Source organism: uncultured Algoriphagus sp., assembly GCF_963974365.1.
Taxonomy (GTDB): domain Bacteria; phylum Bacteroidota; class Bacteroidia; order Cytophagales; family Cyclobacteriaceae; genus Algoriphagus.
Genome location: NZ_CAXBBX010000001.1, coordinates 590,729 through 614,470, shown reverse-complemented (window position 1 = coordinate 614,470; position 23,742 = coordinate 590,729). Strand labels below are relative to the sequence as shown.

10 protein-coding genes and 1 tRNA gene are annotated in these 23,742 nt (G+C 41.4%); 4 read left to right on the top strand and 7 right to left on the bottom strand.

Going from position 1 to position 23,742, the window contains the following annotated elements:
* Positions 1 to 92: 92 nt before the first annotated feature.
* From AACZ87_RS02330 to AACZ87_RS02315, 4 genes are all read left to right on the top strand, one after another.
* Positions 93 to 911, top strand: coding sequence for a helix-turn-helix transcriptional regulator (locus tag AACZ87_RS02330; protein ID WP_339864458.1), 819 nt, complete (start codon positions 93 to 95; stop codon positions 909 to 911).
* A 78-nt stretch (positions 912 to 989) separates the two neighbouring features.
* On the top strand, positions 990 to 3,452 hold the full coding sequence (locus tag AACZ87_RS02325) for a TonB-dependent receptor (protein ID WP_339864457.1): 2,463 nt from the start codon (positions 990 to 992) through the stop codon (positions 3,450 to 3,452).
* 66 nt (positions 3,453 to 3,518) lie between these two features.
* Entirely contained in the window at positions 3,519 to 3,899 is a 381-nt protein-coding gene (locus AACZ87_RS02320) for a hypothetical protein (protein ID WP_339864455.1), read from the top strand.
* Positions 3,900 to 4,063: 164 nt separating this feature from the next.
* Positions 4,064 to 4,137, top strand: a tRNA-Pro gene (locus tag AACZ87_RS02315).
* 383 nt (positions 4,138 to 4,520) lie between these two features.
* Here the strand turns inward: AACZ87_RS02315 and AACZ87_RS02310 are convergent.
* The 7 genes from AACZ87_RS02310 to AACZ87_RS02280 form a co-directional block, all read right to left on the bottom strand.
* Positions 4,521 to 5,120 carry a DUF2062 domain-containing protein gene (locus AACZ87_RS02310; protein ID WP_339864453.1) on the bottom strand — a complete coding sequence of 200 codons (600 nt, stop codon included), beginning with the start codon at positions 5,118 to 5,120 and terminating at the stop codon, positions 4,521 to 4,523.
* A 187-nt stretch (positions 5,121 to 5,307) separates the two neighbouring features.
* Positions 5,308 to 6,360, bottom strand: coding sequence for a hypothetical protein (locus tag AACZ87_RS02305; protein WP_339864451.1), 1,053 nt, complete (start codon positions 6,358 to 6,360; stop codon positions 5,308 to 5,310).
* 1,208 nt (positions 6,361 to 7,568) lie between these two features.
* Positions 7,569 to 8,531, bottom strand: a complete 963-nt coding sequence (locus tag AACZ87_RS02300; RefSeq protein WP_339864449.1) for a type IX secretion system membrane protein PorP/SprF — start codon at positions 8,529 to 8,531, stop codon at positions 7,569 to 7,571.
* 113 nt (positions 8,532 to 8,644) lie between these two features.
* Positions 8,645 to 20,122, bottom strand: coding sequence for an MBG domain-containing protein (locus AACZ87_RS02295; RefSeq protein WP_339864448.1), 11,478 nt, complete (start codon positions 20,120 to 20,122; stop codon positions 8,645 to 8,647).
* 140 nt (positions 20,123 to 20,262) lie between these two features.
* Positions 20,263 to 20,829, bottom strand: coding sequence for a tail fiber protein (locus tag AACZ87_RS02290; protein ID WP_339864446.1), 567 nt, complete (start codon positions 20,827 to 20,829; stop codon positions 20,263 to 20,265).
* A gap of 1,401 nt (positions 20,830 to 22,230) precedes the next feature.
* Entirely contained in the window at positions 22,231 to 23,367 is a 1,137-nt protein-coding gene (locus AACZ87_RS02285) for a DUF2062 domain-containing protein (RefSeq protein WP_339864444.1), read from the bottom strand.
* The gene (locus tag AACZ87_RS02280; RefSeq protein ID WP_339864442.1) at positions 23,367 to 23,741 is read right to left on the bottom strand and encodes a hypothetical protein; all 375 of its coding nucleotides are present in this window, start codon (positions 23,739 to 23,741) and stop codon (positions 23,367 to 23,369) included. Before AACZ87_RS02280 ends, AACZ87_RS02285 begins: the two co-directional genes overlap by 1 nt.
* Position 23,742: the final 1 nt, after the last annotated feature.

Genomic DNA, 23,742 nt, shown 5'->3' with positions numbered 1-23,742 from the left:
ACAGGGAACCAAATCAGTTAACCAATTATGTAAACGGCTACTCAAATCCTTAACTTTTTGGCAATGTTTGGTAATTGAAAAACAACCCTGAAATGCAGAAACACGACACTATCGGATTGAAGTCAAAATTAGAAAGTGATATTCTATTGAAAGTCTCACGAATGAAACCGGTAATCAAACCTACTGTTCCTCACAGACACGCGGGCTATCACGAGTTGATTTATCTATCAAAAGGCGCAGGTACTCATACTATTGGAGCTGAAAAGTTTGATGTAGTTCCAAATACTGGGTATTACCTAGGACTGAGTGAAGTCCATTGTTGGGATTTCAGCAAAATCCCAGACGGCTATGTTATTCTTTTTAAAGAAGAGGTGCTTTCCCAGTACCCGAATGCATTCAACAGCCTTTTCCAACTGACCAAGACTTTTGAAATAGGAAAGAATGAGACACAGATCTTTCCACTTTTAGAAACTTTTCACAGGGAATACAAAAATGGTAGTTCATTGGACCTAATTGCTGCACACCTTAACCTTCTGATATTGACTACGCTAACACTTCAATCTTCCTCCACCCAGCTTGACACAACTGTGATTGATCAATTGGCCAACTACAAAAGGCTGATCAATAAGCATTTTGCCGAAATACAAAATGTGCAGGAATATGCAGATCTAATGAAGATATCGGTTAGAAAACTAAATACTATTTGCAAGACTACACTGAACACGAATGCACGGGAAGTAATCAAAGAGCGGATGCTGATGGAGGCAAAAAATTCCCTTACACATACCAATAATCAAGTCTCTGAGATCGCTTATGCGCTGAATTTTACAGATTCTTCAAACTTTGTCAAATTCTTCAAACAGCAGACTAATCTCACTCCATTAGAATACAGATCCAAAATAAAAGTTTAATTATACCATTATCAGTATTTTTCTACCGTAAAATAGTACAGAAGCACTAGTTATTTGTGGTTAATTAATAAACCTCAAATGAATAGATTAATACCTCTGTTTTTACTTACTTTTTTTACCGGAACTGCTTTTTCTCAAACTGGAGTAAAAGGAAAGCTAATCGACCAATCCGAAAACAATCCACTGGAATACGCAAGTGTTGCTATTTACCAAACCAAAGATAGCTCCCTAGTTGCCGGGGTGGTAACTGAGCAGGACGGTGTTTTCTCTTTAGACAACTTAAAATCAGGAGATTACTATCTACTTGCTCAATTTCTAGGATATGAGACGAAGGTCATTCCAGAAATCACTGTTATGAAAAATCAAGTACAGAATTTAGGCACAATCTTCCTAAGTCCCGATCAGAAGTTACTCGCAGAAGTGGAAGTCTCGGGGAAGAAATTCACCACCATGAATCAGGTAGATCGCCAGGTTTATACTTCTGAAAATTTCCTGACAAGCCAAGGAGGAACAGCCACCGATGTGCTTCGTAATCTTCCTTCAGTAAGCATCAATGCCCAGGGTGAATTATCTGTCAGAGGAACAACAGGCTTTGTGGTCATGGTAAATGGCAAGCCGACCCAATCTAGTCCTGAAGCCTTACTTTCTCAGCTATCGGCAAATGCCGTAGAAAGCATAGAATTGGTCACTTCACCTTCTGCCAAATACGATCCTGAAGGAAAGGCTGGCATTATCAACATCATCACAAAGAAAGGCGTGACTGATGGCACATTTGTGCAAGTGAATGCGAAAATCGGAATGCCGAGCATAGAACCTTACGATAACAAAGACAAGCCACAGCGTTATGGCGCTGACTTCACCGTCAACCACAAAAAAGGGAAATGGGATCTTTCTCTTGGAGGAAGTTACCTGAGAAATGACATCAATGGAAGACGTGAAGGTAATGTCTATACCATCAGTGGAGATACTACTACCTATTTCCCTTCAGATGGAGAAAGAAGCACCGATGCCAAAACCTACTCTGGAAGATTCACGCTGGGATTTACACCTAATGAATTGAATGATTTTAGTCTGGGATTTTATGCAGGCAAAAAGACCGCTGACCGAACTGCTGACATACTTTATTACGACAATCATGCAGAAGTAAATGGAGAGCGACTTTATACGATGCAGTATTACAATGAAAACCTGAGGATTCGTCGCGGGGATTTCGTGTTGGGAAGTTTGGATTACAAACATAGCTTTCAAAATAAATCTCAGATCTCAGGTTCTTTTCTATACGAATACACCATGCTAGGTGGACCAACTACCAACAGGAATTTAGGCTACCCCGATACCAGCATCATTTACCAGGACGAGTACAACACCAATGACAATCCACTTCACGGTACGAGATTACAAGTGGACTACAAATCCGCTCCAAAACCTTTTGGAATCATGGAATTCGGCTATCAATACAGACTTCTCAATCACACCGGAGACTTTGTCTACGAGCGAAAAAACAATGAAACGGGTGAATTTGAACTGGTTCCTGAGTTTTCGAGTACGGTTGATTTGAATAGAATTCTGCATTCCGCTTATGGGCAATTAACAGGCACTAAAGGAAAATGGAGCTATTCGGCTGGCGCCAGGCTAGAGATTATGGATAGGACGCTGGACTTGACTGACAAAGCTGGGACAGTTGATACAACTTACTTGTATGACTTCGTCAAATTGTATCCTTCGGCAAGTTTGCAATACTCCATAAATGATGAGCTACAAATCAAAACATCCTATTCCAAGCGAGTAGAAAGAACGACTACTTTCAAGATGAATCCATTCCCGGAGAGAGAGCACTCCGAAACGTTGGAGCAAGGTGATCCTACGCTTTTGCCTGAGTTTGTTGACTTAGTGGAATTGGGCGTGGTTAAAAACTTTGGAGACAATTCATTTACAGCTACTTCCTATTTCAGGAATGTACAAAACCTGGTAAACCGCGTCAATACAGTATTTAATGACACCATCTTAAATAGAATTTACTCTAATGTGGGAACTGGAAAATCAATCGGTTTGGAAGCAGGTTTGGAGCTGAACCCTACCGATTGGTGGCAGATTTTTGCTGGCGCAAATGTGTATCACTATTCCATTAAAGGAGAATTTGACAACCAACCTATTAATACCGAAAGCTGGATTTATTCAATCAATGCAAATACAAGTTTCAGCTTCGGAAAGAACTGGGAAGCTCAGTTGGCGGTGAATTACCTTTCCCCTACCAACACAGCGCAAGGAGAAGATTCACGCTTTCTTTCACCAAACTTGAATATCAAAAAAACCTTCTTGGATGGTAGATTAAGCGCAACTATGCAGTGGCAGAATATAGACATGGGACTTCTATCTTCAAACGAGCAACGAATCACTACCTGGCGAGAGGGTGAATTTTACACCACGACAAATTATGTCTATGAGGTCGATATAATACAGCTCAATATCAGCTACACGTTCAACAAGCTGAAAAACAACTCCAAATTCATCAAGAGTGAGTTTGGTGAGCAGGAGTTTTAGATAAAAATCAAGCATATAAAAAGTAGCGTAGCGTGCCATTGACACGTATTGGAGCAAACTGTTGTTATGAAAAATTTCTTTACTCTCTTTTTGACACTATTTTTAATCACAGCCTGCACCGACGATCCAGATCCTGAAGGCATTTTGATTCGCGTTGAAAATTCTTCCTCAGTAGATTTTAAGGATATCAGGATAAGCTCTGGATCTACGCCTGTAGAATTTGGAAATATTTCGGCTGGAGCCAGATCGGATTTCAAGGAATTTGAATCAGCTTATCGCTACGGTTTCGTAAGCTTACTAGCTAATGGGAAGGAATTAAGAATTCAGCCATTCGATTACGTAGGTGAGACTCCACTTTCTAAAGGCTATTACACCTACAAACTCGACATAGATAATTCAAATCCTGACAATCCCACTTTGCAAATGGAATTAGCAACCGAGGATTAAACCTATCATGCTCATTTTCAAGGGGCTTCGAATTCCAGGAAAAATAACATCAAAATATTCTAACTTTTTTTCGATTTCGTTGCAAAAAAAGCATTGGTCAGAAGAATATTTTACTACATTTGCATCCGATTCAAGAGCAAGTCTTGAGTCAATAATTGAAAGTTCGGGGTGTAGCGTAGCCCGGTATCGCGCCTCGTTTGGGACGAGGAGGTCGTAGGTTCGAATCCTGCCACCCCGACGAAACCTGTTTCAAGGGAAATCAAAAGCCTGTAAATCAGTAGATTTACAGGCTTTTCTATTTTTTAGCCTTTAGTTCTTTTAACTAGCATGTCCTTTCAACAACATTTGCGGTTAGCTCTGACACCCATTCAGGGACTTACTTGATTTCCTTTGCGGTAGCAACAAACAACTCCGAAAACCATTAGCATCCCGATAAATAACTCCCATTGACATTAGCAGGAATACAATCATCATCATTCCAAAGATCAATTTGATTTACTTTAAATGAGCAATAAAAAGCATCTCGTGATTTATATTATCTCAATAAGTTATTGATTCAAAAAATCAATTATCAGTTTTTCAATATTCTACACGACACAGTATTCTTATTTTAGATAAGATTTACTTCTCTTTAATTTTCATCAGCATGTATTCAAAGCCAAATCCCAGCACACCGAGCACACAGGAAAAAATCGCTGCCCTGTCCATGTATTGATAAAGTTGCAAGCAAATCGTGTCCAATGTGATTTCAGAAAAGTCTGGTATCAGCACTTTCTCTTTCACGAAAAAACTACCAACATAATAACTGGACACAATTATTACTGGAATAAATGGCGCTATACTAATATTAGAAAAAGTAAGAACAATGACACGGTTCAGCTTCAATAAACTGGCAACGAAAAATGCCACAATCATCTGAAATTCCCAAATTGGAAAGACACCAAAAAACAACCCTAAGCCGACCGAACCGGCCATGTGAATTGGATCGTCTTGGTGACGCATAAACTCTCTTTTTATCTGAGTGAAAATATTGATGTCACCCTTCACAAAAAACAGTCTCTTGGGCGCAAAATATCCTAGCGTCAGGAAAAAGAAAACCGTATTCAAAACACTAATTCTTGCAAAATCATGAAACGGTCTAAAATGACTCACACGATCTTCAGGATAATACACCTGCACTGGCACTTCCTTGATCTCCACTCCTTCCCAGGCAAGTCGCACCAGAACTTATACTTCAAAAATCCGGAGTTCATAGATTGAAGTCTACTTTTATCCTAATCAGGTTTTAAGAAAGCCTGATATCGGAATTATGGGTCGAAGCTAGTGGAGAATTTAAGTTATACAGGAAAAAAAAGGCCTCGCTTCGCAAGGCCTTCTGAACATTAAACTTATGCTTCTGAAAGCGATTTTACGGCTTTGTCATCTCTACAAAGTTGGATATTCCGGTATCGATAAGATCATTCATCGCGCCGGATGCAGCATTGAAATAGGCATCGTGATCACAATCTGCATGATGGGAAGCCACTGTTTTTTGGTCTCCGGAAGTCATTACCAATTGCGAATAGCCAGTTTTTGAAAACATATCCGATTGTGCTTGGGTAGTTTCTGTGATCTTTTTGTCCTTGAAGACACCTTCAAAAGAAACGGCTTTTTTCGGTTCTACCTTGGCATGAAAAAGTGGGTTATTGCCGATATCCAGTCCGGAAACAAATCGTACCTGTGTAAGTAAATTCGGGCCACTGCCCACAAGTGACTTTTTGTTCTCACTTGGATCGACCATCGGATCTATTCTATAATCAATTTTGGCTTTTACGGAAGTGGAGTTGGTGAAATTAGAAGCATCAGCATCCAAGGTGACAAAAGGAAAAACGAAATTTACTTCTGCCACGAAAACCTCACCCAGTGATTTGGATAATTTAGGTGTTGGATCTAAAAAGCTTCCACCGGATTTCTGTTTCCCGCTATTGGTTATTGTTTTCACCAAATAATCAAATCCAGTTGGGGTGACCATAACATAGCCTGGAGCTTGGGCATCCGATGAAGCTCCTCCTTTGACTTTAGTCCATCCTTCAAAATACTCATTTTTGCTTGCTTCATCAGCAGACATAATTTCATAACCTTGGCTTTTCAGTTGCTCCACGAATGAAGCGTAAGCGTCATCGATCATTTTTTGGAAATCATCAACGTCCACCCCAGAAATCTGAACGCCCATACTTGTAGATGTACCAGACGTAAAAGTAGTACGGTTTGCGCGCTCATTTTTGGAACCCGAAGTTGAAGCAGAGGCCTCTTCAAATACTTCAAAAAGTGCGTTGAAGCTACGGATAAAGACTTTTTTTGGAGCTTTGGAACCTTGGTTCTTTTTTTCAAAACTGGTGACTTTGATGTCTTTTTCTGACAGGATAGAGTTTGGCCCAAACTCCACAAACAGGAGGAGAAATACGAGTAGTAAACTTTTCATGATTTTAAAGATTAGTTACACAAATTTGTAGGGAGCGAGTCTTAGGTCAAATAAGGCATTTGCCTTATTTAATCAGGATAGCATACAGGTGACCCAAAATTCTCCCGTGTATCCTAAAACAGTAAGTTGAAAATTGTGCAATAAGTTTTTGCCCCCTTGGTGTATTCAAAGTACTCGCTCTGACTGGATGGAAAACGCCACATCTGCTATCTGGCACTAGCTTATAGACTTTTCTACGCCTTACCCTACTCTGATATCCACAGGAATCACCATTGAGTCTGCTGCGAATAGCTTCATCCACACATATCTTCCCCTCATCCCAACTCATCGGATTTCGTCAAGGGCGCATCATCGCTTTGTTGATAGGAATAGGCTCGATTGGCTTGGGTAGGATCAGCATGGATTCCTGCACGCTGTCAAGATTGGTAGTATACCTGATGTTTTCAGTAAAAGCTGATTGTTAGATCCGTCTGAAATAAGCGAATTCCAAGGGGAAGCTCTATCACTAATTTACTTCAGGCTCTACAGTACTCCTGCCTACTTTCCCCATTGCATTTCCGATCCAACTTCGATGTCCGATCGGCCAAGCATCGTAGGAGCATCATAGGAACACCGTAGAAACATCGTATATACTTGGTTGCAAAATCTATCAAAGCTTAGCTCATGTCTCATGGTCTTGCATTTTTGATTGAAACCAAACTTCAAGACATTATGCTACGGGTTTTCGGTAGATGAAAGAGAGTTAGGGACATTCTTTAAGAAAAATCTAATGCAAACTTTGAAAAACATTCCGTTTAACAACTACCATTAAAAAAACATGGATTTCATGAATGATATTTCATCTTTCCCATCAACTAACACTGTCTCAATATACTTATTATGTATATCCGCTTTTGGGCCAGTATGGAGTCAAAAGAAAAAAAGGATATCTTAAACTTAAGAATTGAGGCCGCTTCTTTCATCGGTCATCGGACTTCCTACCAGATATGCAAAGAATCTAAGGTGACTGGCATCTTTGCGGGTATCCATAATACTTATTAATAACTACAACTTAGAATTCAATTTTCACTGTTTTTCTTACAAATGATTGCTATCTGCTGAAAAGCTATAAATGCTTAAAGGGGAGTCTCATCAATTGGTTCTGCTTCATAAGCAATGCTCTCCTACCCTTACATCTTAAAAGGAATGAATTGTATGCTACTCTGAATTTACCACATCACCACCTGCTGAGAATCTGTCCTAACATTGTCCCTGAACAGGTTGAAAATAGCAGTGAACTCATGGGTATTACCAGGAAGGTTATAGCTGTTGGCATTTGGAAATTCATATACATAGCCAATTCGGAGTCTGTTTGTCACTACTCCCAACTGGGCGTTTGTTGCATAGTCTATTCTATGACCAAGCCCTAACCAGAGCCTATCCATCATTAGGGCTTTAAAGTTAAATTCGATATTGTCATCCTGATTCTTCTGGATACTGTACATTCCGTTTACAATCACAGCTAGATTATCACTCACCGCACTACGATAGCCAGCCTGGAAAATTGAACTTGCCGGATAGGCATCCATAAATTCATCCCCAGAGGTAATCTTACCTCCATTCACACGTCGAATTCCGTAGGACAGATAATAATTAGCATGTGTCAATGCAATACCCAGATTGAAGTCAATCACGTTCATATTCGAAAACTGGCCAACATACTGACCAAGTGTCGCGTCATTCTGCTCCTCTGTGGTAAGCGCATTTCCATCCAACCGTACACTTTGATAATTCAACCCTGCCCCCAGTCTCAAATTGTGGGTCTCCGAAAGTCTTATTCTACTCGCATAGCCCAGCGTTAATTCGGTTTCCCTAAAAGCACCATAGGTGTCATAAAGTAAATTTACAGAAACTGCATTTTTCCCCATCAAAGCTGGATCCTCCTCACCTGCCAATTCCCCAAAGTCCAACTCGGTGCTGAAAAAATAAGTTTTCGGGGCTCCTTCGACCCCTGACCACTGATTTCTCACAAAGCCTCTTACCGTCGAGCCTTCATAGCCCGTCAATCCCGGATTGTAATAACTCTGGAATAAATTGAAGCTCGAAACATATTTCCGGGACTGGGCCTGAACCTCAGACAGTCCTACTGTCATCAGAAAAAATGCCGCTGCGATGTATTTTAATTCCTTCATGGTATTTCCTTTTAAAAATTACTTGGGTGGAGGCGTCTTCCAACGCCTCCTTTTATTTCTAATCTTTATTTTATTACTAGTGCTTGAACCAAGGTTCTTACTTTGAGTCAATGCTATTGCCTAAGCAGATTCAGCATACCTCTTCGTATTTCACCCGTTTCACCTACTTCGATCACATATAGGTAAGCTCCGACTGGCATTTCTTTGCCATTGAATATGCCATCCCACTGTACATCAGGATTCTCTGTATAGAAGACTCGATCTCCTCCCACACTCAGAATAGATATTCGTACACCTGTATAGTAGCGTAACGCCTGTACACCCCATGTATCGTTAACACCATCTCCATTCGGCGTGAAGGTGTTTGGCACATCCAATTCGCTAAGCGGAGTTCTTAGTCTGGTAATCTGGAAGCTCTTCTCAAGTACATTTCCTGCTCTGTCAGTCACCTGAAGCAGGATGGTGAATTCGGTTCTTCCTCCTGCTTGCTCAGCACTACTCCAGAACAGTATACCATCGAGAACTTCAAAGAAATCATTGTCCTGAACTCCTGCCGGAAGACTGAACATATGAATGTTATCAGTAGGATCAATCACCGTGAAGGTTCCAATTTCCTGGAAGTACAGATCAGGAATTCCTATGAAACTATTTGCACTTAAAGTTACATCCTGAGGTGCCGGCTTGGCCAATACCGTGATTTCCAGCATTGGCTGAAGCTCATCCGGATTGAATAATCCTTCAGGAAGTTCTACCGTACCACTATAGTGTGTCACACCTGACATTAATGGATCGTAACCTGTAAGATCCCATGTAACAGGCACATTGATAAATTCACCTTGTGCTGTAACCAATACTACTTCCATCGGTACTTTCAGATCTTCTGCTTCGGTACCCCAAAGTGCTTCCAGGCTTTCCGTTACGAAATCAGTAACTGATCTGGCCTGTACATAATCAGGAATACCGTCTTCATCTTCATCAAGGAAATCTGTTTCATCATTCGAATCTGTACCCTGCTGCTCTTCTACGTAGTCTGGCACATCGTCTCCATCTGTATCCACATAATCTCCTTCATCAGCTGGATCGGTTCCTTGGACACCTTCTACATAGTCCGGAACATCATCTCCATCGCTGTCAAGGTAGTCACTAGGGTCGTTAGAATCTGTACCCTGGTCTTCCTCTACTAAATCAGGAACCCCATCTCCATCGGTATCTACATTTGCCAATTCAAAAATCATGAATTTTGCACCTATGAAGTCAATGGTATAATTGCTTCCGGAGCTCAAACTACCAAGCGTAATGTCATAGCTGCCTACCTCTTCCCCTGGTTCTCTGGATAAGGCTCCGCTCAAAATCGCATCGGTATCAGCCCCCTTAAATCCTGAGGCCTTAAAGGTCAATTCGGGATCAACAGATCCGAATTCTTTGCCTTGACCCTCATCTGCCATTATCATCAAGCTGGCCGGCGTGATGCTCAGTTCAGCAGTCAGGGTAATTTCAGTGAAGTTGGATCCGCTGATTGTGGCAGTTACCACCTGAGTTCCAACTTCGGTTCTACTGTTATTGGCATAGTTGACTGAAGTACCGGCTGGAAGTGCACCAGTAATCGCAAGCGATTTGGCTGTGCCATCGTATTCAAAAGATCCATCTTCAAAAGCCAGTCCTGCAATATCAGACGGAAGTACAGTAAGATCTGCCTTCAATACTAACGTGTTATAATTCAATCCAGAGATTGTCGCTGTCACTTCTTGAGTTCCAACTTCTGTTCTGGAATTATTGGTATAAGCTACTGAAGTGCCTGAAGGCAAAGTTCCGGCAATCACCAATGACTTGGCTGTACCGTCATAAACAAAGCTTTCATCATCGAAGGTAATTCCCGTCACTGTAGCTGGAGTAACCGTCAAGTCTGCCTTCAATACCAATGTAGTATAGTTCAACCCGGAAACCGTCGCCGTAACTTCCTGCAACCCTACATTTATTCTGCTGTTGTTGGTATAAGCTACAGTTGTTCCAGTTGGTAGTGTGCCGGAAATGGCCAGAGACTTGGCAGTGCCGTCGAAAACGAAGCTGTCATCTGCGAAAGTGATTCCTGTTATAGTTGCTTTGGTAATTGCGAAGCTTGCTCCCGTATAGTTGATCGCATAATTGCTTCCTGCATCCAATGTACCCAAGTTGATAGCGTAGCTTCCCACATTCTCTCCGACTGTCCTTGCCAAGGTTCCTGTGAGGATACTTCCATCGTCTCCATTTTCAAAGCCTGTCACCTGATAGGTCAATATTGGATCAGCAGCACTAAAGACTTTGCTTTGACCTGCATCAGCTGTCACATCCAACACTTTCGTTGCAATCTCAAATTCTGCAGAAGTAAAGTTGATCATATAATTGGCTCCCGCATCCAGCGTACCCAATGTGATTGCATACATTCCCACATTTTCACCCGGAATTCTGGAAAGCGCTCCGGTTAATACGGAGGTATTGTCCCCGTTTCCAAAGTTGGAAGCGGTAAAGGCAAATACCGGATCGGCTGAACCATACACTTTCGCCTGGTTCGGATTGGCATTGATATTCAGCGTTCTCGCTGTGATCTCAAAGTCAGCTCCGGTAAAGCTGATCGTATAGTTAGCTCCGGCACTCAAGTTGCCTAGGTTGATCGCATAGGTTCCCACATTCTCCCCTGCAGTTCTGGATAAACCACCTGTAAGAATCGCCTGTGTATCCCCGTTCTGGAAACCGCTAGCAACATAAGTAAAGACAGGATCTGAATTTCCATAAATCTTGGATAATCCAGGGTTTGCCGATACAGTTAGGCTTGCTGTTGTTATTTCAAAATCTGCAGAATTGAAAGTGATCAAATAATTCGATCCTGCATTCAGTGTCCCCAAATTGATCGGATACATTCCCACGTTCTCTCCAACTGTACGTGCCAACCCACCGGAAAGAATTCCCACATCATCCCCGTTTTGATAGCCGGTAACTTGATAGGTTAATTCAGGATCAGAAGAACCATAAATTTTTACCTGACCGGCATTAGCTGTGATATCCAGAGTGGCTGGAGTAATTTCAAAGTCAGCTGCCGTGTAGTTGATGGTATAGTTTCCTCCAGCATTAATAGAACCTTGTTGAATCGCGTAGAATCCTACATTTTCTCCTAATGCTCTATCTAAAGAACCAGAAATCACAGCTTGGGTATCGCCATTCTTAAAGCCGGAAGAAACATATGTAAATACAGGATCTGCATCTCCATAAACTTTAGATTGGTCTGCATCTGCGGTGATATCAAGCGTAGCCGGAGTTATTTCAAAGTCAGCTCCAGTGAAGCTGATTGTATAGTTACTTCCGGCGCTAAGAGAGCCTTGGTTAATTGCAAAAATACCCACATCCTCTCCAGTTATCCTTGTCAGCGTTCCTGTCAGAATAGTTTCATCATCTCCTCCTTCGAAGCCAATGACCTGATAGGTAAATACAGGATCCAAATCTCCATACACCTTGCTCTGACCTGCATCGGATGTGATGTCCAGCGTTGCCGGAGTAACTGTCAGATCAGCGGTCAATACCAAGGTAGTAAAGTTGGATCCAGTGATCGTGGCAGTCACTTCCTGGGTACCAACATCCGTTCTACCGTTGTTGGTATAGGTTACCGAAGTGCCGGTTGGAAGCGTTCCACCAATTGCCAGTGACTTGGCGGTACCGTCATAAACAAAGCTTTCATCATCGAAGGTTATTCCGGTCACTGTAGCTGGAGTGACTGTCAGATCAGCGGTCAATACCAAGGTAGTAAAGTTCGATCCAGTGATCGTAGCAGTCACTTCCTGGGTACCAACATCCGTTCTACCGTTGTTGGTATAAGTTACCGAAGTGCCTGTTGGAATCGTTCCACCAATTGCCAGTGAATAGGCTGTACCGTCATAAACAAAGCTTTCATCATCGAAGGTTATTCCTGTCACTGTAGCCGGAGTAACTGTCAGATCTGCGGTCAATACCAAGGTAGTAAAGTTCGATCCAGTGATCGTAGCAGTTACTTCTTGGGTTCCCACATCCGTTCTACCGTTGTTGGTATAGGTTACCGAAGTGCCGGTTGGAAGCGTTCCACCAATTGCCAGTGTATGGGCGGTACCGTCATAAACAAAGCTCTCATCATCGAAGGTTATTCCTGTCACTGTAGCTGGAGTGACTGTCAGATCAGCGGTCAATATCAAGGTCGTAAAGTTCGATCCAGTGATCGTAGCAGTTACTTCCTGGGTTCCCACATCCGTTCTATCGTTATTGGTATAGGTTACAGATGTTCCTGTTGGAAGCGTTCCACCAATTGTCAGTGACTTGGACGTGCCATCAAAGACAAAGCTCTCATCATCGAAGGTTATTCCGGTCACTGTAGCCGGAGTAACTGTCAGATCAGCGGTCAGAACTAAGGTAGTAAAGTTCGATCCAGTGATCGTAGCAGTCACTTCCTGGGTTCCCACATCCGTTCTACCGTTGTTGGTATAGGTTACCGAAGTGCCTGTTGGAAGCGTTCCACCAATTGCCAGTGAATGGACTGTGCCGTCAAAGACAAAGCTCTCATCATCGAAGATTATTCCGGTCACTGTAGCCGGAGTAACTGTCAGATCAGCGGTCAGAACTAAGGCAGTAAAGTTCGATCCAGTGATCGTAGCAGTCACTTCCTGAGTTCCCACATCCGTTCTACCGTTATTGGTATAGCTTACACTTGTTCCTGTTGGAAGCGTTCCACCAATTGTCAGTGACTTGGACGTGCCATCAAAGACAAAGCTATCATCATCGAAGGTTATTCCTGTCACTGTAGCTGGAGTAACTGTCAGATCAGCGGTCAGAACCAAGGTAGTAAAGTTGGATCCAGTGATCGTAGCAGTTACTTCCTGTGTACCAACATCCGTTCTATCGTTATTGGTATAGGTTACAGATGTTCCTGTTGGAAGCGTTCCACCAATTGCCAGTGAATGGACTGTGCCGTCAAAGACAAAGCTTTCGTCATCGAAGGTTATTCCGGTCACTGTAGCCGGAGTAACTGTCAGATCAGCGGTCAGAACTAAGGTAGTAAAGTTCGATCCAGTGATCGTAGCAGTTACTTCTTGGGTTCCCACATCCGTTCTACCGTTATTGGTATAGGTTACCGAAGTGCCTGTTGGAAGCGTTCCACCAATTGCCAGTGACTTGGACGTGCCATCAAAGACAAAGCTATCATCATCGAAGGTTATTCCTGTCACTGTAGCTGGAGTCACTGTGAGATCAGCGGTCAATACCAAGGTAGTGAAGTTCGATCCTGAGATCGTAGCAGTCACTTCCTGAGTTCCTACATCAGTTCTGCTGTTATTCAAATAGGTTACAGAGGTGCCAGTTGGAAGTGTTCCACCAATTGCCAGTGAATGGACGGTGCCATCATAAACAAAGCTTTCATCATTAAAGGTTATTCCAGTGATTGTGGCAGGAGTGATGGCAAAGGTAGCTCCAGTAAAGTTGATCGTATAGTTAAGCCCTGCATCTAGCGTACCAATATTGATCGCATAAACTCCCACATTTTCTCCAGTTGCTCGGGACAATTCTCCGGAAAGGAGGCTTTCATCGTCTCCGTGTTTAAAACCTGCTGCTTGATAGGTAAGGGCCGGATCGAGATTGCCATAAATTTTGCTTTGACCAGCATCAGCTGTGATTTCCAAAGTCGCCGGAGTAATCTCAAAGTCAGAACCTATAAAATTAATAGTGTAATTAGGCCCAGCATCCAAAGTTCCTTGGCCTATTTCATAGCTTCCTACATCTTCTCCTGCTGTTCTTGACAAGGAACCAGTCACAATACCGATATCATCTCCTCCTTCAAAGCCATTGGCTTGATAGGCAAATACTGGGTCTCCATCCCCATACACCTTGCTTTGTCCTGCAGTAACAGTCACATTTAGAACTTTTGGAACTACTACGATAGTGACTTTAACAATTACTGAATTCGTATTACCATTTACATCTGTGACGCTAAAAGTCACATCATTCACTCCCTCATTGGCCTTAGTGAAAAGTGCAGGAGAGGTAGATGAACTAGAAATACCACAAGCATCTGAGGAACCATCATCAACCATATTTGGGAATACAGTGACCGAACCAAAGGCATCTACATCAAGAGTAATATCTTTGCCCTTTACTTCAGGTCCGATTTTATCCTGCACAGTGATTGTAGACAACCAACTACTGGTATTACCCGCTTCATCTGTCGCATTGAGGTAAATTGATCTTGCTCCCAGGTCTGAACAATCAAAACTGTTCTGAGTCAATTCTAGAGAAATATTTGCTTCGGAGGAATAATTATCCGACAAATTCAAAATGATGTCACTAGGAATCAATGAAGCTTGCCCATTGGCATTCAATTGAATGATCGGATTATTAACTACCACAACAGGAGCTATATAATCTATGAGAATATTCAATTGATCCGAATTGGTACTTTCATTTCCGGCAAGATCCACTTCTTTTGCCCTAAAGAATGTTGGACCTGAAGGAAAGTTTGTTCCATAGGTGTATGTCCAATTTCCAGAAGCATCCACTGGTACTTCCACATCACCCCATTCTGAACTAAATAAAACAATGGTAGAATTTGGTTCTGCTGTACCTTGAACCGTAGGAGTTCGATCATTAGTAAGATTATCTGAATTACTTACCCCAGAATCAGAGCTGGGAGCCAAATGCGGAGCAGTTGGAGTAGGCGGCGCCTGTGTATCAATCTCGACTTGTATTGCTGAGGACGGAACACTGATGTTTCCAGCTACATCTGTGGCGGTAGCCGTGATTTGGTGAGTACCTTCTGTCAAAGTAGAAGAGACACTACTCCAATTACCTCCTGTTGCTGTAGATGAACCGATAAGGTTTGCTCCGGAATACAATTTCACAGTGGATCCAGCTTCGGCTGTACCAATGAATGTTAGCGTGGTATTGGAGGTAATATTATCCGAATCACTTGCACCAGTGTCACTCGAAGCCTCCAAATCCGGGCTACTTGGAGTGACTGGAGAAGTAGTATCAAAAGTAATAGATAATCCTGCTGATTTTGGACTTGTATTCCCTGCTTCGTCTGTAGCATCTGTTGAAATAATATAAACCCCATCTGGGATCACAGGTGAGGTAAAGGTCCAATTTCCTGCTCCGTCTGTGGTAGTAGATCCCAAAACACTTATATTATCTCTATAGAGTGTAACAATAGAATTAGGTTCTGCTGTACCTGTAATTGTTGGCGTATTATCCGCAGTTATATTGTCCGAATTGCTCAGCCCTGTATCACTGGAAGGTGCAAGGTCAGGAGCACTTGGTGCAAGAGGTGCTGTTTGATCCAAAACAGCTGAATTATCAGTTGCAATTCCGCCATTATTTCCACCTGCATCTTGCAGATAAATCACTACCGTCAAGCGTCCATCAACCAATGAACTTACATCAACATTGACAACTTGATTTGGATTGACCACTGCTGTACTGCCGGGAACCGTGGCAATATTACCATCCCCTTCACTTGAAATTGAGTAGAAAATGGTCGTACCTACTTCGGCATTCGAGACGGAAAATGAGGTATTTGCCGCTTCAACATCATTGATCAAGAGATCATCCCAAGCTACAGTATATCCTGATGGTGCAGAGTCATCATTCAAAATCGTAACTATTGCCCCATCTGAAATATCCACTGCTAGACTAGTACCAGCTAAATTGGATTGACTAACCGATAAAGTTTCATCCGACTCAATCACCAAATCCAGCGTAGGTGTAACTGTAAAGGTTTGTGTTTCACCAGCAATTCCTACAAAAGTTAAGGTTTGGCCGGTTACAGCAATGTAGTCATTATCAGCTACAGTGGCCGTTCCGTCAGAAGTGCTGACATTAACAGTAAATCCACCTTGGACAGCATTGTCCAAGGTAGCAGTTAAGGTTATCGCGCCATCATCTTCATTTCCGCTCACACCGGAAATGGTGACCGCAGCAGTATCATCATTTTGGATGGTTCCAATACCATTAAAGTCTCCTAAGCCGACATTAGTACCTGAAGGATTGGAAAGCGTCAGGGTGAAAGTCTCATCTAGCTCTAAGATCTCATCCCCTATAATGCTAATATTAACTGTTTTACTACTTTCCCCTACTGCAAAACTTAGTGTTCCACTTGCTGCGGTATAATCAGATCCGGCAGTTGCCGTTCCATTGGAAGTGGCATAGTCAACAGTAGCCCCGCCAGCTGGTGCTGGTTGAGATAGTGAAACGGTAAATATAAGGTTGCTTGAACCAGCATTTCCTTCAGTCAAAGTAGGATCATCAATGGAAATTTGAGTTTGAACTGATGTGGTAAAACTCCATGATGTAGTACTAATTATTCCTCCAAATGCATTTCCTGCTTCGTCCTGAAATGCGCCATTGTCCAACAAGACATAATACTCCGTGCCTAAAGCCAGATCCGAAGTATTATCAAAGGTGACAACAGCTCCAGCTATAGAAACGAGGGCACTATTGGTCACATCAAATGTTCTCACTACTCCATCATCACTCACTCTATGTACAGTCAAATTACCAGTATTGGCCACCACATCTTCAGTGAATGTGATGCCAAAGTCTGAATTTAAACTCACTTCGGTAGTATTATCAGCCGGACTAAGAGTACTTACAGTTGGGGCAGCGTTATCGAGTATATACTCATTGTCATTGGTTTCTGTAGGGCTTGTGTTGATCAAAGCATTACCAGCCAGGTCTGTAATGTTTTGACCAGCGGCAAAGCTTAAGGTAACTACTCCATTCAGGCTAGTCATATCTCCACCAGAAACCGTCACATCATAAGTAGAACCAGAACCAGTAACCCCAATTGATGCTCCAGTAGGGCCTGTGACATTAAAGTCTATTGCATTCACTCCAACTACTGCCTCTGAAAAAGTTACTCTAAATATCAGAGCATCTGCGTTGGTTGGATTGGAAGTTGGATTCAGTCTTTCTATTCTGGTCACTTGAGGGGCTACAGCATCTACTAAAACAGCAGTTGTGGAACCCACACTGTTCAAACTCAATTCTGCATCCAAAGCAAAAGAATTCTTGATACTTCCTCCGTTCAATGAAATAATTCCTCCTACAGAAATTCCATTTGGATCCAAATCCCCAGGTTGCAAGGTGTATCTGAACAGCAAAGCAGAAGATCCAGAACCAGAAACGTATTCGGCATCATAAACCGTGCTTCCAATAGTTATTTCAAAACTAGGTACACCACTCACTGTTACCGCTTCGGAATAGTTAACGGTAAAATTTAGATTCTGAGTCCCAAAATAAGTGCCATTGGCAGGTACAGAAACGGATGTAACCGAAGGAATTTCCCGAACATCAAGATTGATGGATCCAAATGATGCACCTACAGCTCCATCAGACCCTGTTAAACCAATACTTCCGGCATTATCTCCAATTACCCCTGGATTGCTGGTATATTTAATCGAGGTAGCATCACTTAGGTATGAATTTAAGTTTGAAATAGTACCGGAAATTTTCCAAGCCCCTGGAATAGGTTGGCTGACAGTGATACCTATTCCTGATTCAAATGAAAGAGTCCCCCCATCGACCAAGAAAGATATTTCCAAAATATCATCAACTGCCGCATCCGGATCTCCAAAGGTAGTGCCTGATAGATCAATATTGCTTGCTACCTCCTCAACCACAGTGATGTCAGTAGGAACCCCAGTCAGGAAAGGTGGCATACTGGCCAATTTTTCTGCTATATCTTGGACTGTGGCACCGGTATTATTGAATGAATCTGTCAAATCCACCGAAAGTGTAATGGTTCCATCGGCCATTCCACTCAGGTTTATAGGTGAAATAGTTTCATTGGTGGAAGAAATTGTTCCAGAATCCGAAATAGTACTTCCCCCAGCAGAACTGGTAAACAGATAATTATAGGTCGCGCCTATTTCGGCACCAGAAAAGGTAAAACTAACATTGGATGAATTGGACGGAAGAATCGGGTCCTGATTAATTTCTACAGTATAATCCTTAGGTGCTTCCGCATCTTCATCGATGATGGTCAAAGTCACCTGATCCGGAGTACCTTTAATTCCATTGGTAGGGGTTCCCATGGTGATAATGATTGTTTCATCTCCTTCTTCAAAAGTATCAGAAAGTGAAGTGACACGGATACTGTCCATCGTTTCTCCAGGAGAAAGAGAAATGGTAGTCCCGGTAACGCTATAGTCAGTTCCACCTCCACTGGCTGTCCCTGAAAAGCTTAAAGGAACAGTTACAGTGGCACCTGCCATAGAACTCATTTTAGCTCTTACATAGGCCTGACCTCCATCTTCATTGGTAATTGGATTCCAAAAACCCACTACTTCGAGGCTAACTGTTGGCGCGGAATCATCGTCAATAATTGTAAAAGTCTGCTGTTGGGTCCCACTCTCAACCCCATTTGTCACAGAAGTAATATCAATGACTACAGTTTCATTCCCTTCATACAAGGCATCTGGAATATTGGTAAGATTTACGGTACCAGTAGTATTTACTGGATTAATTGTAATCGAAGTTCCAGTCACCGAATAATCCAGTCCAGACCCAGTCGCGGTACCGCTGAAACCTAAATTCACCACTACCGGTGCTCCATAAGTATTGGAAAGAGTAGCTCTTATTTCAGTATTTGTGGCTACAGATTCAATTTTGGAAAGTGGTGTAACAGAAAGGGTAACTGTAGGTACAGGACTGACATTTAAGGTCGCTATATAATTTCCAGAACTGTTTACTGTCCCATCATTCACTTCGAATTGAAAGGAAGTGTTGACAGAGCCGTTTTGAATGTATTGGAGGTTTCCTGCATCCAGATTCGCTTTACTTATCTGTGCCCCAACGCCCACTGCTTCACCAGGATTAAAAGAATCACTATTATTTGCATCTAGATAAAGGGTACCTGCTCCCGGAACAGATTCGATCAGGATATGGCTGAGTGGATTCCCATCACCGTCGGAATATCCAAAATTGGCAGTTGAAAAAGTATGGGTAAGATTTTCAAATGGCCCATTTGAAGGTGTAAAGCTGGATGCGGTGGGTGGGGTGTTTGCTGAAGCTATTGTGTAGGATAAATCATCTAAATCTACCACTATGTTTCCTCCTGAAATTGTAAAGCTTGTAATATTGCTAAAACCTGCCTGAGAAGAGAAGTTGTAATTTTGGCGATCTATATAGAAGTTGTTAGAACTGATGGATACATTCCCTCCAGCATTGGTAGAAAAATTAATGTTCGCATCAGCTAAAATATCAAATGATAAAGAGTTTAAGTTAAAACTCTCTCCCGAACTTAGACTTACGGTTATACTATTGATTCCGTAGTCTGAACCAATGTCAAATTGCAGTGCATAATCGGAAGCCCCCCCCTCTGATAAAGAGAAGGTACTATTAGACGTTGCATGGCTATAAGTTGAACTAGAACCAGAAATTTGATACCTGATCCCATCATTGGTAAAATCTTTACTGGAAATAGAATAGCCTGAATCATCATCATAATTTTCTACAACTGTTTGGCTAAAGGCAACTTGAACTGTAAATAAAAAAAATAAAAAAGTAGGTACCCATTTTAAATTGGAGAAGTTGTAAAGGTTTTTCATGGGAGTTTAGCTCAAAGGATAAAAAAGATGGAAGAATAGCTATTTCGATTTTTTTTGATTTGATAACTAGCCTCCTACGCTTATCTCCGATTACTTCGGTAGACAAATCATAGAAGGCCAATTAATTTTAAATATATGTCTTAACCTCTGGAAGGGAAAATCCCTACTATAGCAATGATATAATTCATGGCTATATAGGGCTGCATATTATTCACAGGTATATTACCGCCTGTAAATCCTGAGTTTAGCACTCCAGCCTGCCCAGTATTGAGCGTCACATCCGGTTGTTGGCTATTATAAGCTTCCGAAGATCTCCCATTCGCAGAAGGAGATGCTAGCGTAGTGGCACCGTTTGTTCCTGGCACCTGCTCAGTTGCAGGCTGGCTACTTGCTTTCACTGGAGCCGGAGGTACTGAATGCTCATGAGAAGGTAAATTACTAACTAATAATGTGGTAGTCTCAGATCCACTTTCTTCACCAAGAGTTCTCAAGGAAAGACCAGGTCCATGGCCTGTTCCTATTGGGGTTCGTCCCCTCAGATCAGGTAGGGCAAAGGTTGTTCGCCCATCTCCTCCATAAGTAGTTCCTAAAATAGAAAACAAGGCTGTGTTCTGTGAAATGGACAATAATTGTCCTTCACAAAACATCCAACCTCTTGGGGCAAAATTACCCCCAAACATCATAATTTGTCCAATAAATGGTTCCATACTAATTAAAAGTTTAAATGAAAAATAATTTATTTTAAGTTGAAATTTAGAATCGAAAAGAAAGGATTACTCTAAATAATTTTAGTTGAAATTTATCTTCTTAATTTGTTTTTGTTAGATAATACTATCTGCAACCACATGAATAAACATCGAATAAGAGGGAAATTTAAATTGATTAAACCCTTCTTTTTTAACTGTACATCATACAAAAAACCTCAAATTGAGTGAATTCACATCTAATAAATGCCAAGGATCGAAAATTTATCTTCACTATTGAGAAAATGAACTTTTCTAAAATGATAGTTTAATAAATTCCATCTACTTAAAAATATTCCGAACACTCTGTCCGAACTCTCCACTGGAAAATTCAGAAAAAAAAAATTAAAAGCCAAAATTATTCTGAATTAAATAGTTGTAGGAAAAAAACTGTACAGACTTCATAGTATGGAAAATTGAGAAAAAAAATGCATTTAAATATTTAGGAAATAGAATTTTCTGTAAACCAAATCCTTTCGGATTGCTTCAAATATTTGAATAAAAAACATGTATTCACTTTTCTACCAGAAAATTGGCAAAAGCAATGTAAGAAATGATAAACTTAAGACATTGAGGCCACTTCAGCCCGTCCCCACAGTGCGGGAGTCTTCGGTCATTGTAATAAGAAGCTTATTTATGTCATTCGATCCTTATTATTTATACTTCCTACCAAATCGTAAATTTTCAGAACTCTTCAAGAATTTCCTCAACAGGATACACTCCTTGTGTTCCTAACCGCTTAAATAACTGGACTGGTTTTGTTGCCTAAACTAGGAACAAAATGATCTAAGAACTAATCAAAAAAGCAACGTCAATAATAAGCGTTCTATACGCGTGGACAAGAAACGATTTACCTGATTTTCTAAAAGCCAAACTAGCTTTTTGTTGAACCTATCCAAAAAATAAGAAGCTCACAAACTGCTTTTCAATATACTATGAACTTAGGCTCCAATCCTGCCACCCCGACGAAACCTGTTTCAAGGGAAATCAAAAGCCTGTAAATCAGTAGATTTACAGGCTTTTCTTTTTTTTGCCTTTAGTTCTGATTTAATGGTCAAAAATAGTTGGCGGACTCCATTTAAACTGTTGATTTACTGTTATTTACAACAATCTTATTGAAAGTGGTTTCAATTAGGTTGTTTTATGGAAAAGTCAAAAAAAAGGTGTTGGGCATGCGGCATTCTGGACTCAATCAAGTGGGGAAGGCAAGGCGGCAAACAGTGATATAAATGCAAAAACTGCGGGATTCTTTTTACCGGTTCGAATCCATCGGTGGCCAAGTCCAACCAATTTTTCTGATTCAAAAAATCAATTATCAGATTTTCAATATTCTACACGACACAGTATTCATATTTTAGATAAGATCTACTTCTCCTTAATTTTCATCAGAATGTAGGTAAATCCAAATCCAAGCACACCTAGCACACAGGATAAAATCACGGCTCCGACTAAGTATTGATAGAGCTGCAAGTATATCGTATCGACTGTTATTTCCGAAAAGTCTGGAACCAACACCTTCTCTTTCACGAAAAAACTTCCGAAAAAGTAACTGGATACAATGATCAAAGGGATCAGCGGAGGCAAACTGATATTTGAAAATGTAAGGACTATCACACGGTTCAGTTTTAGCAAACTGGCAACAAAAAACGCTACTATCATCTGAAAACCCCAAATTGGAAACACACCGAAAAACAACCCTAAACCCACCGAACTTGCCATATGCATAGGATCGTCCAGATGTCTCTGGAATTCTCTTCTAATCTGTGTGAAAATATTGCTGTCTCCTTTTACAAAAAACAGCCTCTTAGGCGCAAAATATCCCAGAGTCAGGAAAAAGAAAACAGTATTCAATACACTGATTCTGGCAAAATCATGAAATGGTCTAAAGTGACTCACACGATCCTCTGGGTAATTCACATGCACGGGCACTTCCTTGATCTCCACGCCTTCCCAGGCGAGTCGCACCAGAACTTCTACTTCAAATTCAAATTTGTTTGAAAACCATTTCAGTTTAGAAATTGGTGTCAAAGGATAAGCTCTAAATCCTGTCTGTGTATCTGAAAGCTTAATTCCGGTATTAAACCACACCCAGAAATTGCTGAATTTGTTTCCAAAATTACTCTTCTTTGGAATGCCATCCTGGGCCATATTGCGTGAGCCCATCAGCACCGTATCCGATTCCAGAAGATGAATCTGCTCCAACAAATCCCTAATATTTTCCGGCTCATGCTGCCCATCCGAATCCAGCGTTACAGCATATTCAAAACCCAATTCGGAGGCTCTTGCAAAGCCTTTTCGAAGAGCATAACCTTTCCCTTTATTTTCAGGATAACTTATATAATCAAGCCCTGAAAAGCTCTCCAATATAGTTTCAGTACTATCTGTCGACCCGTCATTGATCACCAGCAGATCAGGACAAATCCTTAAGACCTCGCTAATCACCCTGCGCAGGGTTCCTTCATTATTGTAAGTTGGAATGATAATGCAAACTCGATTCTCCATCAAACTGCGTTGTAAACGCCTTTCATTTTAAAGAAAATCTTCTCTTCACTGAATATGCTTGCATCAATTTTCAACCCCTCTTCTACCGAAGAATAGGTAATTCTCAATTGTACATCGCCATATTCATTCGGATTTAGCACTGCCAAAAATTTAATATTAAAAGCTGACTTGAGGTGATATTCTTTTTGAAAAAGCTCACTCAAAGCACTTCGCACTGCCTCTACCATAATTACTCCAGGTAAAACAGGATTTCCTGGAAAGTGCCCTTCGAAAACCGAACTTGAACCCAACACTTTGACTTCGAATAAAACTTCTGTTTCTGCTTGAGCAAGTATAGAAATATCAAGTGTTTGAGCCAGAATTTCCTGCTGCATA